The following is a 15009-nucleotide window of genomic DNA, read 5'->3' as shown; positions in this document are numbered from 1 at the left end:
CGGAAGGAATTACGCGATTTAGGACAATATAATGAAAAAATCCGCATTGGCGATCACTCTGGCATCGCTGCTTTCACCTGTCTCTTATCTACAGGCCCAAGAAACCTCCGCTGACGAAACGCTCGTTGTTACCGCTAACCGATTTGAACAAGCTGAAAGCAATACGCTTGCTGATGTGGAAGTTGTGACTCGAGAAGATATCGACCGTATTCAAGCTAAGACTCTACCGGATGTATTGCGTCGACTTACTGGTATACAGGTTACGCAAAATGGTGGCCGTGGTCAGTTAGCTTCGCTATTTGTGCGTGGCACAAGTTCAGACCAAGTTTTGGTGCTGGTTGATGGTGTACGTTTTGCTCGTGCAGCAAAAGGTGCGGTTGATTTCAACCAGATCCCACTGACTTATGTTCAGCGCATTGAGTATGTTCGCGGCGCTCGTGCATCTCTGTACGGTTCTGAAGCGATTGGTGGTGTTATCAATATCATTACCGTGGCTCGCGCGGAAGATGAAAGCACCAAGTTGAGCGCAGGTCTGGGTAGCCTTGATTATCAAGAACTGAGTATCGCATCGGGTATCAAAGTCGGTGACAATGGTCAGTTGAATCTTGCACTGGGAACTGAAAGTGATGACGGCTACAACGTTCGCCCGGTTGCTGGCATCAACGATGGTGACCGTCATGGCTTTGAAACCAAGAATGGTCTGATTGGTTACGTGCATAATTTTGATAAGCAGTGGTCAGCATTTGGTAACTTCCGTGCATACGAGAACGTTTACCAGTACGACAGCAGCTATGGCAGTCGCGCCTACTACGAAGCAGAGAAAGATGATTTCTCGGCAACGATTGGCGGCAAATACCAATCTGACAATCTGATGTCTGAGTTACAAGTGACGGCACAGAAGCAAAAGTCATGGAATTACCAACAGTCGGCAGGTAAGCACTCAGGTACAGAAGACGAGCTAGAACAGCAAAATGTGCAGTGGACCAACAGCTACCTTCTAAACAACAATACAACGTTTGCTGGTGGTATTGATTGGCGTGACGAGTCTTATGTTGATAAGAACGCAAATAAAACGTTCGATCGCACCAATGGCGCGTTATTTGGTATCGCGACCGCAACGATTGATAACGCTATGCTCGAAGGCAGTGCCCGTATCGATGATAACGAAGAGTACGGCAGTGAGTTTACTTACAGTCTGGCTGCGGGTTACCAGTTCGTCCCAGAGTTTGGCGCTAAAGCCTCTTTTGGTACTGCATTTAAAGCGCCGAACCTTTATCAGCAATACGACCCAACTTACGGTGAAAAAGATCTTAAGCCAGAAGAGTCGGATGCATGGGAAATCAGCTTTAGTGGTGATGTTCAGGGCGTTTTCTGGTCACTGACAGGTTACGACTACAAGATCACCAATCTTATCGACTACCATCCGACGACATACAAGTACCTGAATGTTGACGGTGAAACACACATTCAAGGTGTTGAATTAGTTGCCGAGTTTGAAACTGGTATTGTACAGCATCAAGTGAGTGCTGATTACAAAGATGCAGAAGATGACAATGGCGATCAGCTGCAACGTCGTGCCAAAGAAATGTACAAGTGGAACGCGATTGTAAACTTTGACAAGGTTGATTGGTCAATTAGCTATCTATACGTAGGTAAGCGCCCAGATGTTGATTACAGCACTTGGCCATCTCAAGACGTATACATGCCTTCTTACTCACTGGTAGATACAGCAGTTACTTACTACCCTAATGAGTCAACCACGGTTAGTGCTCGTATCGATAACTTGTTTGATGAAGAGTATGAAATGGCGTTGGGTTATCCTGCGGCAGAGCGTGCTTACTACGTAAACATCGGTTACCAATTCTAACCTTAGTTATGAATGAAAGCCGCCTTCGGGCGGTTTTTTCTTTTCAAGAATCGTATGGAGGCATCATGAGTACACCAAAACGCGTCGTGATCAGTTGGTCGAGTGGTAAAGATTCCACTTTGACGTTAGAAAGATTGCAAGAAGACCCAAATTACGAAGTAGTTGGACTCTACACAACTTATGTTGACGACGAAGTTCCCTTTCAAGCAACTCCTCTTGAAGTTGTGCAGATGCAGGCTGACTTACTTGGCCTTCCATTGATCACCATTGAGTTGCCTGTTGTCTTCCCAAGTAATGACATCTACCAATCTACCATTGTCACCGCATTGGCAGAGAGTAAATTAAATATAAAAGCTGTCGCTTTTGGTGACATGTTCTGCAATGGTATCGCTGATTATCGACGTAGCTATATAGAACCTGCTGGCTGGGAATGTGTATTCCCTCTATTAGGGGAGAGCAGCAAAGCGCTGGCGATGGAAATCATTGATCGCGGTATTCAAACCATGCTCATAACGACGGATGGTCAAGTACTATCATCAGATTGGTGCGGGCGTTGGTATGACAAACCGCTGGTTGATTCGCTACCAAGTCATATTGACCCTTGTGGAGAAAATGGCGAGTTTCATACCTTGGTGACATCTGCCCCTTCATTTCAAGGCTATATAGAACTGGTTAAGCGAGAGGTCGAGACTGGGGAGAGGTTTAGTCATCAAAGATACAGTGCCAAAGCATTGCCAAAACAAATCTAGCCAGTATGATCGCAGCGTTTATATTGCTTAGGTAAGACTCGTGCGAGTAGCGAATAAGAAAAAGGTTCTGGTGTTTGACTCCGGTGTCGGAGGGCTTTCTGTATTTAAAGAAATCCATCGTCTATTGCCGCAAATGGACTACCTATATCTATTCGACAATCAGGCATACCCATACGGAGAGCTTGAACAAAGCGTTCTCATTTCTCGTGTGAACCAACTGGTATCCGCGCTAGTGGAAGAGTATCAGGTCGATATTGTTGTCATCGCGTGTAACACCGCAAGTACGATAGTGCTCCCGTCACTACGTGCAAAGCTAGCGATTCCTGTTGTTGGAGTTGTCCCTGCTATTAAGCCGGCGTCATTACTTGCTTCTAAAGGCGTGGGATTGATCGCGACGCCAGCCACAGTTACTCGACAATATACCCACAAATTGATTCGTGATTATGCTCATGGAAAACCAGTTGAGTTATTGGGCTCTACCCGCCTGGTCGATATAGCGGAAGAAAAGTTGCGTGGGAAAGAGGCTTGCATTGAAGAACTAAAAGACATCTTGGAACCTATCCGCAATAAAGTGGATGTCGCTGTATTAGGTTGCACTCACTTTCCACTTCTTAAAGAAGAAATTCACCAGGCACTGGATGGTGAGGTCACATTAGTTGACTCAGGAAAAGCGATAGCACGTCGAGTAAAGACGTTATTAGATAGTGAGCAGTGTAAGGAAACCACAGAGGAGGGGACTAAACGAATTTTTGCCAGTGCACCTCCTTGGCAAGAAGATGCACTGAATGTGTGTCTGGCGAAGCTAGGTTTTACTCCTGTTCAAATTTATCGCCTTCCGGGTGTTTCGGATCGTTAGCGATACGCACTTTAAGTGTACGATCCATATATAGCTTTTCATTTAACTTGGCGATGGCTGGTTCAGCATCTGCAGCGGCCATCACAACAAATCCAAATCCTCTTCTTTTACCAGTACGTTTATCTTTCATTAATCGCACGGCATAGACTTGTCCATATTCCGCAAATAAATCGCGAACATGACTTTCATTTGCCTTATAAGGCAGGTTTCCGACATACAAGGTTTTGGTTGATGGGTCAGAGTCGGTTGATTGATCAATTGGTGTCTGGCTAGAAAATGAAAACAGAAAAGCAGTAGCGACAACACCGATAAGAAAGCTCAGTACGGGTGAAACGGCGAATTGAGAGAAGATGACTCCCCCAATGACGGCCAACCCGGCACATAAAATCAGATTTTTTTTAGACGTCATTTTGATTACTACACATAGGTGATAAAGAGATTGTTTGCCTATTAACATAATAGACACATGAATCTTACGTATATGGTTGGTGTTTTTCCAACCAATTGCTGTGATATGTCTCAAATGTGACGAAGAAATATGCGAATTTCGCCATTTTGATTAATAACTGACCGCTTAAATCTTTTTTTTAAAAAAAGAGTTGCGCTCTTCAAGCATCTCCCTATAATGCCGCCTCACCGACACGGAGTGAGACGAGAGTCACACAGCGAGTTGGAAAGAGAAGAAAAAGAAATTTGAAAAATTTCTTGACTCTCAAACCGGGCAGCGTAAGATACGCACCCCTGACAACGAGACGCGAAAGCGGCAAGTTAAGTCAGAAAAGCTCTTTAACAATATAGACCTATCAATCTGTGTGGGCACTCGTTGATGATAATCCAATTAGATACCTCGGTATCAAATTAGGTTTCAATGAAACGAAGTGACCATTGAATCTTCGGATTCAGCACAGTCAATTCAAACATTACTTTATGTAATGTTCAGTATTCATTGAGCCGAACAAAATCTTAAATTGAAGAGTTTGATCATGGCTCAGATTGAACGCTGGCGGCAGGCCTAACACATGCAAGTCGAGCGGAAACGAGTTAACTGAACCTTCGGGGGACGTTAACGGCGTCGAGCGGCGGACGGGTGAGTAATGCCTAGGAAATTGCCCTGATGTGGGGGATAACCATTGGAAACGATGGCTAATACCGCATGATGCCTACGGGCCAAAGAGGGGGACCTTCGGGCCTCTCGCGTCAGGATATGCCTAGGTGGGATTAGCTAGTTGGTGAGGTAAGGGCTCACCAAGGCGACGATCCCTAGCTGGTCTGAGAGGATGATCAGCCACACTGGAACTGAGACACGGTCCAGACTCCTACGGGAGGCAGCAGTGGGGAATATTGCACAATGGGCGCAAGCCTGATGCAGCCATGCCGCGTGTGTGAAGAAGGCCTTCGGGTTGTAAAGCACTTTCAGTCGTGAGGAAGGTTTATGCGTTAATAGCGTATAGATTTGACGTTAGCGACAGAAGAAGCACCGGCTAACTCCGTGCCAGCAGCCGCGGTAATACGGAGGGTGCGAGCGTTAATCGGAATTACTGGGCGTAAAGCGCATGCAGGTGGTTTGTTAAGTCAGATGTGAAAGCCCGGGGCTCAACCTCGGAATAGCATTTGAAACTGGCAGACTAGAGTACTGTAGAGGGGGGTAGAATTTCAGGTGTAGCGGTGAAATGCGTAGAGATCTGAAGGAATACCGGTGGCGAAGGCGGCCCCCTGGACAGATACTGACACTCAGATGCGAAAGCGTGGGGAGCAAACAGGATTAGATACCCTGGTAGTCCACGCCGTAAACGATGTCTACTTGGAGGTTGTGGCCTTGAGCCGTGGCTTTCGGAGCTAACGCGTTAAGTAGACCGCCTGGGGAGTACGGTCGCAAGATTAAAACTCAAATGAATTGACGGGGGCCCGCACAAGCGGTGGAGCATGTGGTTTAATTCGATGCAACGCGAAGAACCTTACCTACTCTTGACATCCAGAGAACTTTCCAGAGATGGATTGGTGCCTTCGGGAACTCTGAGACAGGTGCTGCATGGCTGTCGTCAGCTCGTGTTGTGAAATGTTGGGTTAAGTCCCGCAACGAGCGCAACCCTTATCCTTGTTTGCCAGCGAGTAATGTCGGGAACTCCAGGGAGACTGCCGGTGATAAACCGGAGGAAGGTGGGGACGACGTCAAGTCATCATGGCCCTTACGAGTAGGGCTACACACGTGCTACAATGGCGCATACAGAGGGCGGCCAACTTGCGAAAGTGAGCGAATCCCAAAAAGTGCGTCGTAGTCCGGATTGGAGTCTGCAACTCGACTCCATGAAGTCGGAATCGCTAGTAATCGTGGATCAGAATGCCACGGTGAATACGTTCCCGGGCCTTGTACACACCGCCCGTCACACCATGGGAGTGGGCTGCAAAAGAAGTAGGTAGTTTAACCTTCGGGGGGACGCTTACCACTTTGTGGTTCATGACTGGGGTGAAGTCGTAACAAGGTAGCGCTAGGGGAACCTGGCGCTGGATCACCTCCTTATACGATGATTATTCACGATGAGTGTCCACACAGATTGATACGGTTTATGAAGTTTAAGAGATAGAACATCCCCCAAGATGTTCACTTAGTGTCCCGTTCGTCTAGAGGCCTAGGACACCGCCCTTTCACGGCGGTAACAGGGGTTCGACTCCCCTACGGGATACCATCTTTAAGCGCATTAGCGATAGTGCTTTTAAAAATGGTTACTTCATTAGAAGTGATTAGCTCTTTAACAATTTGGAAAGCTGACAAAGTAATCTTTAAGATTACTTGTAAAGTTCTCAAAGTATTCCTAATGGAATACAACTAAAAACACATTCAAGTGTTCTTGGAATTTGAGTCCGGCAAAATCGAAAGCTGTCTCGCTCATTCAAATAATGAGACAGCAACTTTGGTTGTTTAACATCAATTCGAAACTCCTTCGGGTTGTATGGTTAAGTGACTAAGCGTACACGGTGGATGCCTTGGCAGTCAGAGGCGATGAAGGACGTATTAACTTGCGATAAGCCCAGATTAGGCAGTAAAAGCCACTTGAGTCTGGGATTTCCGAATGGGGAAACCCACTTACATAAGTAAGTATCCTGTTGTGAATACATAGCAACAGGAGGCGAACCGGGGGAACTGAAACATCTAAGTACCCCGAGGAAAAGAAATCAACCGAGATTCCGAAAGTAGCGGCGAGCGAAATTGGACTAGCCCTTAAGCTTTACACGCGTTAGACGAACGGTCTGGAAAGGCCGACGATACAGGGTGATAGTCCCGTAGTTGACGATGTGTGTTCAGTGAAATCGAGTAGGGCGGGACACGTGATATCCTGTCTGAATATGGGGGGACCATCCTCCAAGGCTAAATACTACTGACTGACCGATAGTGAACCAGTACCGTGAGGGAAAGGCGAAAAGAACCCCTGTGAGGGGAGTGAAATAGAACCTGAAACCGTGTACGTACAAGCAGTAGGAGCAGGCTTTGTCCTGTGACTGCGTACCTTTTGTATAATGGGTCAGCGACTTATATTCAGTGGCAAGGTTAACCATCTAGGGGAGCCGTAGGGAAACCGAGTCTTAACTGGGCGTTCAGTCTCTGGATATAGACCCGAAACCAGGTGATCTAGCCATGGGCAGGTTGAAGGTTGAGTAACATCAACTGGAGGACCGAACCGACTAATGTTGAAAAATTAGCGGATGACTTGTGGCTAGGGGTGAAAGGCCAATCAAACCTGGAGATAGCTGGTTCTCCCCGAAAGCTATTTAGGTAGCGCCTCGGACGAATACTACTGGGGGTAGAGCACTGTTAAGGCTAGGGGGTCATCCCGACTTACCAACCCTTTGCAAACTCCGAATACCAGTAAGTACTATCCGGGAGACACACGGCGGGTGCTAACGTCCGTCGTGGAGAGGGAAACAACCCAGACCGCCAGCTAAGGTCCCAAATTACTACTAAGTGGGAAACGATGTGGGAAGGCTCAGACAGCCAGGATGTTGGCTTAGAAGCAGCCATCATTTAAAGAAAGCGTAATAGCTCACTGGTCGAGTCGGCCTGCGCGGAAGATGTAACGGGGCTAAGTAGTAAACCGAAGCTGCGGCAATATACTTTTGTATATTGGGTAGGGGAGCGTTCTGTAAGCGGTTGAAGGTGTGTGGTAACGCATGCTGGACGTATCAGAAGTGCGAATGCTGACATGAGTAACGATAAAGGGGGTGAAAAACCTCCTCGCCGGAAGACCAAGGGTTCCTGTCCAACGTTAATCGGGGCAGGGTAAGTCGACCCCTAAGGCGAGGCCGAAAGGCGTAGTCGATGGGAAACGGGTTAATATTCCCGTACTTCTTACAATTGCGATGGGGGGACGGAGAAGGCTAGGTGGGCCTGGCGACGGTTGTCCAGGTTCAAGTGCGTAGGCTTGAGAGTTAGGTAAATCCGGCTCTCTTTAAGGCTGAGACACGACGTCGAGCTACTACGGTAGTGAAGTCATTGATGCCATGCTTCCAGGAAAAGCCTCTAAGCTTCAGATTGTAAGGAATCGTACCCCAAACCGACACAGGTGGTCGGGTAGAGAATACCAAGGCGCTTGAGAGAACTCGGGTGAAGGAACTAGGCAAAATGGTACCGTAACTTCGGGAGAAGGTACGCTCTCGACGGTGAAGTCCCTCGCGGATGGAGCTATTGAGAGTCGCAGATACCAGGTGGCTGCAACTGTTTATTAAAAACACAGCACTGTGCAAAATCGTAAGATGACGTATACGGTGTGACGCCTGCCCGGTGCCGGAAGGTTAATTGATGGGGTTAGACTTCGGTCGAAGCTCTTGATCGAAGCCCCGGTAAACGGCGGCCGTAACTATAACGGTCCTAAGGTAGCGAAATTCCTTGTCGGGTAAGTTCCGACCTGCACGAATGGCGTAATGATGGCCACGCTGTCTCCACCCGAGACTCAGTGAAATTGAAATCGCTGTGAAGATGCAGTGTACCCGCGGCTAGACGGAAAGACCCCGTGAACCTTTACTACAGCTTGGCACTGAACATTGACCCTACATGTGTAGGATAGGTGGGAGGCTTTGAAACAGGTACGCCAGTATCTGTGGAGCCGTCCTTGAAATACCACCCTTGTAGTGTTGATGTTCTAACGTCGACCCCTTATCGGGGTTGCGGACAGTGCCTGGTGGGTAGTTTGACTGGGGCGGTCTCCTCCCAAAGCGTAACGGAGGAGCACGAAGGTGGGCTAATCACGGTTGGACATCGTGAGGTTAGTGCAATGGCATAAGCCCGCTTGACTGCGAGAATGACAATTCGAGCAGGTGCGAAAGCAGGTCATAGTGATCCGGTGGTTCTGAATGGAAGGGCCATCGCTCAACGGATAAAAGGTACTCCGGGGATAACAGGCTGATACCGCCCAAGAGTTCATATCGACGGCGGTGTTTGGCACCTCGATGTCGGCTCATCACATCCTGGGGCTGAAGTCGGTCCCAAGGGTATGGCTGTTCGCCATTTAAAGTGGTACGCGAGCTGGGTTTAGAACGTCGTGAGACAGTTCGGTCCCTATCTGCCGTGGGCGTTGGAGAATTGAAAGGGGCTGCTCCTAGTACGAGAGGACCGGAGTGGACGAACCTCTGGTGTTCGGGTTGTGTCGCCAGACGCATTGCCCGGTAGCTAAGTTCGGGATCGATAACCGCTGAAAGCATCTAAGCGGGAAGCGAGCCTTGAGATGAGTTCTCCCTGATACTTTAAGTATCCTAAAGGGTTGTCGTAGACTACGACGTTGATAGGCAGGGTGTGTAAGCGTTGTGAGGCGTTGAGCTAACCTGTACTAATTGCCCGTGAGGCTTAACCATACAACACCCAAGGGGTTTTGATGGACTCAATGTAAGAACGTTGAATGTGTAAAAACGAGAATTAAAAAACAGCTTTCCGAATTAAAGAATTTGCTTGGCGACCATAGCGTTTTGGACCCACCTGACTTCCATTCCGAACTCAGAAGTGAAACGAAATAGCGCCGATGGTAGTGTGGGGCTTCCCCATGTGAGAGTAGGACATCGCCAGGCTTTTATTTTGCACTTGCTTAATATTTAAGCAAGTCACCATAGGGTTCTAAAGTTTTTTAGAATTTTATGTTGACTTTCAAAGTGGAAAGCGTATTATACGCACCTCGCTTAAGTGCTAAGGCACTGAAAGCCAAGTTCTTTAACAATATAGACCTATCAATCTGTGTGGGCACTCGTTGATGATAATCCAATTAGATACCTCGGTATCAAATTAGGTTTCAATGAAACGAAGTGACCATTGAATCTTCGGATTCAGCACAGTCAATTCAAACATTACTTTATGTAATGTTCAGTATTCATTGAGCCGAACAAAATCTTAAATTGAAGAGTTTGATCATGGCTCAGATTGAACGCTGGCGGCAGGCCTAACACATGCAAGTCGAGCGGAAACGAGTTAACTGAACCTTCGGGGGACGTTAACGGCGTCGAGCGGCGGACGGGTGAGTAATGCCTAGGAAATTGCCCTGATGTGGGGGATAACCATTGGAAACGATGGCTAATACCGCATGATGCCTACGGGCCAAAGAGGGGGACCTTCGGGCCTCTCGCGTCAGGATATGCCTAGGTGGGATTAGCTAGTTGGTGAGGTAAGGGCTCACCAAGGCGACGATCCCTAGCTGGTCTGAGAGGATGATCAGCCACACTGGAACTGAGACACGGTCCAGACTCCTACGGGAGGCAGCAGTGGGGAATATTGCACAATGGGCGCAAGCCTGATGCAGCCATGCCGCGTGTGTGAAGAAGGCCTTCGGGTTGTAAAGCACTTTCAGTCGTGAGGAAGGTTTATGCGTTAATAGCGTATAGATTTGACGTTAGCGACAGAAGAAGCACCGGCTAACTCCGTGCCAGCAGCCGCGGTAATACGGAGGGTGCGAGCGTTAATCGGAATTACTGGGCGTAAAGCGCATGCAGGTGGTTTGTTAAGTCAGATGTGAAAGCCCGGGGCTCAACCTCGGAATAGCATTTGAAACTGGCAGACTAGAGTACTGTAGAGGGGGGTAGAATTTCAGGTGTAGCGGTGAAATGCGTAGAGATCTGAAGGAATACCGGTGGCGAAGGCGGCCCCCTGGACAGATACTGACACTCAGATGCGAAAGCGTGGGGAGCAAACAGGATTAGATACCCTGGTAGTCCACGCCGTAAACGATGTCTACTTGGAGGTTGTGGCCTTGAGCCGTGGCTTTCGGAGCTAACGCGTTAAGTAGACCGCCTGGGGAGTACGGTCGCAAGATTAAAACTCAAATGAATTGACGGGGGCCCGCACAAGCGGTGGAGCATGTGGTTTAATTCGATGCAACGCGAAGAACCTTACCTACTCTTGACATCCAGAGAACTTTCCAGAGATGGATTGGTGCCTTCGGGAACTCTGAGACAGGTGCTGCATGGCTGTCGTCAGCTCGTGTTGTGAAATGTTGGGTTAAGTCCCGCAACGAGCGCAACCCTTATCCTTGTTTGCCAGCGAGTAATGTCGGGAACTCCAGGGAGACTGCCGGTGATAAACCGGAGGAAGGTGGGGACGACGTCAAGTCATCATGGCCCTTACGAGTAGGGCTACACACGTGCTACAATGGCGCATACAGAGGGCGGCCAACTTGCGAAAGTGAGCGAATCCCAAAAAGTGCGTCGTAGTCCGGATTGGAGTCTGCAACTCGACTCCATGAAGTCGGAATCGCTAGTAATCGTGGATCAGAATGCCACGGTGAATACGTTCCCGGGCCTTGTACACACCGCCCGTCACACCATGGGAGTGGGCTGCAAAAGAAGTAGGTAGTTTAACCTTCGGGGGGACGCTTACCACTTTGTGGTTCATGACTGGGGTGAAGTCGTAACAAGGTAGCGCTAGGGGAACCTGGCGCTGGATCACCTCCTTATACGATGATTATTCACGATGAGTGTCCACACAGATTGATATGGTTTATGAAGTTTAAGAGATAGAACATCCCCAAGATGTTCAACTTAGTGTCCCGTTCGTCTAGAGGCCTAGGACACCGCCCTTTCACGGCGGTAACAGGGGTTCGACTCCCCTACGGGATACCATTGGGTCGTTAGCTCAGTTGGTAGAGCAGTTGACTTTTAATCAATTGGTCGCAGGTTCGAATCCTGCACGACCCACCATTCTTCTCCACGAAGAATTAAAACTTATGTGGGCGATTAGCTCAGTTGGGAGAGCACCTGCCTTACAAGCAGGGGGTCACTGGTTCGAGCCCGGTATCGCCCACCATTCTCTAAGCATTTTTGGAATAAAACGTCCAAACCAGAGCAAGCAATTGACACTGGTTGGCATTTTTGACTCTGAAAGTCTTTAGAAAATGTACTTCCTCGTGAAGAAACATAGCTCTTTAACAATTTGGAAAGCTGACAAAACAACAATTTATTGTTGTTTGTAAAGTTCTCAAAGTATTCATGTATTTGAATACAACTAAAAACACATTCAAGTGTTCTTGGAATTTGAGTCCGGCAAAATCGAAAGCTGTCTCGCTCATTCAAATAATGAGACAGCAACTTTGGTTGTTTAACATCAATTCGAAACTCCTTCGGGTTGTATGGTTAAGTGACTAAGCGTACACGGTGGATGCCTTGGCAGTCAGAGGCGATGAAGGACGTATTAACTTGCGATAAGCCCAGATTAGGCAGTAAAAGCCACTTGAGTCTGGGATTTCCGAATGGGGAAACCCACTTACATAAGTAAGTATCGTTATGTGAATACATAGCATAACGAGGCGAACCGGGGGAACTGAAACATCTAAGTACCCCGAGGAAAAGAAATCAACCGAGATTCCGAAAGTAGCGGCGAGCGAAATTGGACTAGCCCTTAAGCTTTACACGCGTTAGACGAACAGTCTGGAAAGGCCGACGATACAGGGTGATAGTCCCGTAGTTGACGATGTGTGTTCAGTGAAATCGAGTAGGGCGGGACACGTGATATCCTGTCTGAATATGGGGGGACCATCCTCCAAGGCTAAATACTACTGACTGACCGATAGTGAACCAGTACCGTGAGGGAAAGGCGAAAAGAACCCCTGTGAGGGGAGTGAAATAGAACCTGAAACCGTGTACGTACAAGCAGTAGGAGCACCTTCGTGGTGTGACTGCGTACCTTTTGTATAATGGGTCAGCGACTTATATTCAGTGGCAAGGTTAACCATCTAGGGGAGCCGTAGGGAAACCGAGTCTTAACTGGGCGTTCAGTCTCTGGATATAGACCCGAAACCAGGTGATCTAGCCATGGGCAGGTTGAAGGTTGAGTAACATCAACTGGAGGACCGAACCGACTAATGTTGAAAAATTAGCGGATGACTTGTGGCTAGGGGTGAAAGGCCAATCAAACCTGGAGATAGCTGGTTCTCCCCGAAAGCTATTTAGGTAGCGCCTCGGACGAATACTACTGGGGGTAGAGCACTGTTAAGGCTAGGGGGTCATCCCGACTTACCAACCCTTTGCAAACTCCGAATACCAGTAAGTACTATCCGGGAGACACACGGCGGGTGCTAACGTCCGTCGTGGAGAGGGAAACAACCCAGACCGCCAGCTAAGGTCCCAAATTACTACTAAGTGGGAAACGATGTGGGAAGGCTCAGACAGCCAGGATGTTGGCTTAGAAGCAGCCATCATTTAAAGAAAGCGTAATAGCTCACTGGTCGAGTCGGCCTGCGCGGAAGATGTAACGGGGCTAAGTAGTAAACCGAAGCTGCGGCAATATACTTTTGTATATTGGGTAGGGGAGCGTTCTGTAAGCGGTTGAAGGTGTGTGGTAACGCATGCTGGACGTATCAGAAGTGCGAATGCTGACATGAGTAACGATAAAGGGGGTGAAAAACCTCCTCGCCGGAAGACCAAGGGTTCCTGTCCAACGTTAATCGGGGCAGGGTAAGTCGACCCCTAAGGCGAGGCCGAAAGGCGTAGTCGATGGGAAACGGGTTAATATTCCCGTACTTCTTACAATTGCGATGGGGGGACGGAGAAGGCTAGGTGGGCCTGGCGACGGTTGTCCAGGTTCAAGTGCGTAGGCTTGAGAGTTAGGTAAATCCGGCTCTCTTTAAGGCTGAGACACGACGTCGAGCATCTACGGATGTGAAGTCATTGATGCCATGCTTCCAGGAAAAGCCTCTAAGCTTCAGATTGTAAGGAATCGTACCCCAAACCGACACAGGTGGTCGGGTAGAGAATACCAAGGCGCTTGAGAGAACTCGGGTGAAGGAACTAGGCAAAATGGTACCGTAACTTCGGGAGAAGGTACGCTCTCGACGGTGAAGTCCCTCGCGGATGGAGCTATTGAGAGTCGCAGATACCAGGTGGCTGCAACTGTTTATTAAAAACACAGCACTGTGCAAAATCGTAAGATGACGTATACGGTGTGACGCCTGCCCGGTGCCGGAAGGTTAATTGATGGGGTTAGACTTCGGTCGAAGCTCTTGATCGAAGCCCCGGTAAACGGCGGCCGTAACTATAACGGTCCTAAGGTAGCGAAATTCCTTGTCGGGTAAGTTCCGACCTGCACGAATGGCGTAATGATGGCCACGCTGTCTCCACCCGAGACTCAGTGAAATTGAAATCGCTGTGAAGATGCAGTGTACCCGCGGCTAGACGGAAAGACCCCGTGAACCTTTACTACAGCTTGGCACTGAACATTGACCCTACATGTGTAGGATAGGTGGGAGGCTTTGAAACGAGTACGCCAGTATTCGTGGAGCCGTCCTTGAAATACCACCCTTGTAGTGTTGATGTTCTAACGTCGACCCCTTATCGGGGTTGCGGACAGTGCCTGGTGGGTAGTTTGACTGGGGCGGTCTCCTCCCAAAGCGTAACGGAGGAGCACGAAGGTGGGCTAATCACGGTTGGACATCGTGAGGTTAGTGCAATGGCATAAGCCCGCTTGACTGCGAGAATGACAATTCGAGCAGGTGCGAAAGCAGGTCATAGTGATCCGGTGGTTCTGAATGGAAGGGCCATCGCTCAACGGATAAAAGGTACTCCGGGGATAACAGGCTGATACCGCCCAAGAGTTCATATCGACGGCGGTGTTTGGCACCTCGATGTCGGCTCATCACATCCTGGGGCTGAAGTCGGTCCCAAGGGTATGGCTGTTCGCCATTTAAAGTGGTACGCGAGCTGGGTTTAGAACGTCGTGAGACAGTTCGGTCCCTATCTGCCGTGGGCGTTGGAGAATTGAAAGGGGCTGCTCCTAGTACGAGAGGACCGGAGTGGACGAACCTCTGGTGTTCGGGTTGTGTCGCCAGACGCATTGCCCGGTAGCTAAGTTCGGGATCGATAACCGCTGAAAGCATCTAAGCGGGAAGCGAGCCTTGAGATGAGTTCTCCCTGATACTTTAAGTATCCTAAAGGGTTGTCGTAGACTACGACGTTGATAGGCAGGGTGTGTAAGCGTTGTGAGGCGTTGAGCTAACCTGTACTAATTGCCCGTGAGGCTTAACCATACAACACCCAAGGGGTTTTGATGGACTCAATGTAAGAACGTTGAATGTGTA

The 15009-nt window shown here is 48.7% G+C and carries 4 protein-coding genes, 4 tRNA genes and 5 rRNA genes; 12 read left to right on the top strand and 1 reads right to left on the bottom strand.

Annotated features, from left to right (window positions below):
* Positions 1-31 precede the first annotated feature (31 nt).
* The 3 genes from btuB to murI all read left to right on the top strand — a co-directional run bounded on the left by btuB (position 32) and on the right by murI (position 3472).
* Positions 32-1867 carry a TonB-dependent vitamin B12 receptor gene (gene btuB, locus DBX26_RS14705; RefSeq protein ID WP_065297516.1) on the top strand — a complete coding sequence of 612 codons (1836 nt, stop codon included), beginning with the start codon at positions 32-34 and terminating at the stop codon, positions 1865-1867.
* Positions 1868-1932: 65 nt separating this feature from the next.
* Positions 1933-2616 (top strand): adenine nucleotide alpha hydrolase, encoded by a 684-nt coding sequence (locus tag DBX26_RS14700; RefSeq protein ID WP_118119597.1) that lies wholly within the window; start codon positions 1933-1935, stop codon positions 2614-2616.
* A gap of 40 nt (positions 2617-2656) precedes the next feature.
* Positions 2657-3472: a glutamate racemase gene (gene murI / locus DBX26_RS14695; RefSeq protein ID WP_118119595.1), complete on the top strand. Its 816-nt coding sequence runs from the start codon at positions 2657-2659 to the stop codon at positions 3470-3472.
* On the opposite strand, the gene DBX26_RS14690 is transcribed toward murI, so the two are convergent.
* Entirely contained in the window at positions 3426-3881 is a 456-nt protein-coding gene (locus tag DBX26_RS14690; protein WP_024372606.1) for an RNA-binding protein, read from the bottom strand. The two genes, murI and DBX26_RS14690, sit on opposite strands and share 47 nt — an antisense overlap.
* A 556-nt stretch (positions 3882-4437) precedes the next feature.
* Here DBX26_RS14690 and DBX26_RS14685 point away from each other — a divergent pair.
* From DBX26_RS14685 to DBX26_RS14645, 9 genes are all read left to right on the top strand, one after another.
* Positions 4438-5990, top strand: a 16S ribosomal RNA gene (locus DBX26_RS14685).
* Between the two features lie 90 nt (positions 5991-6080).
* Positions 6081-6156, top strand: a tRNA-Glu gene (locus tag DBX26_RS14680).
* A gap of 266 nt (positions 6157-6422) precedes the next feature.
* A 23S ribosomal RNA gene (locus DBX26_RS14675) occupies positions 6423-9313 on the top strand.
* A 93-nt stretch (positions 9314-9406) separates the two neighbouring features.
* A 5S ribosomal RNA gene (gene rrf, locus DBX26_RS14670) occupies positions 9407-9523 on the top strand.
* Between the two features lie 318 nt (positions 9524-9841).
* A 16S ribosomal RNA gene (locus DBX26_RS14665) occupies positions 9842-11394 on the top strand.
* A gap of 90 nt (positions 11395-11484) precedes the next feature.
* A tRNA-Glu gene (locus DBX26_RS14660) sits at positions 11485-11560 on the top strand.
* A gap of 2 nt (positions 11561-11562) precedes the next feature.
* Positions 11563-11638: transfer RNA gene (locus DBX26_RS14655), tRNA-Lys, on the top strand.
* Between the two features lie 30 nt (positions 11639-11668).
* Positions 11669-11744: transfer RNA gene (locus DBX26_RS14650), tRNA-Val, on the top strand.
* 324 nt (positions 11745-12068) lie between these two features.
* Positions 12069-14958 (top strand): 23S ribosomal RNA (locus DBX26_RS14645).
* The 16S, 23S and 5S rRNA genes sit together here with 4 tRNA genes alongside, the layout of an rRNA operon.
* The last annotated feature ends 51 nt before the right edge of the window (positions 14959-15009 follow it).

Origin of the sequence: Vibrio sp. dhg, from assembly GCF_003443775.1 — a bacterium.
In the GTDB taxonomy this organism is placed as follows: Bacteria; Pseudomonadota; Gammaproteobacteria; order Enterobacterales; family Vibrionaceae; genus Vibrio; species Vibrio natriegens.
This window is presented reverse-complemented; position numbering and strand designations above follow the sequence as displayed.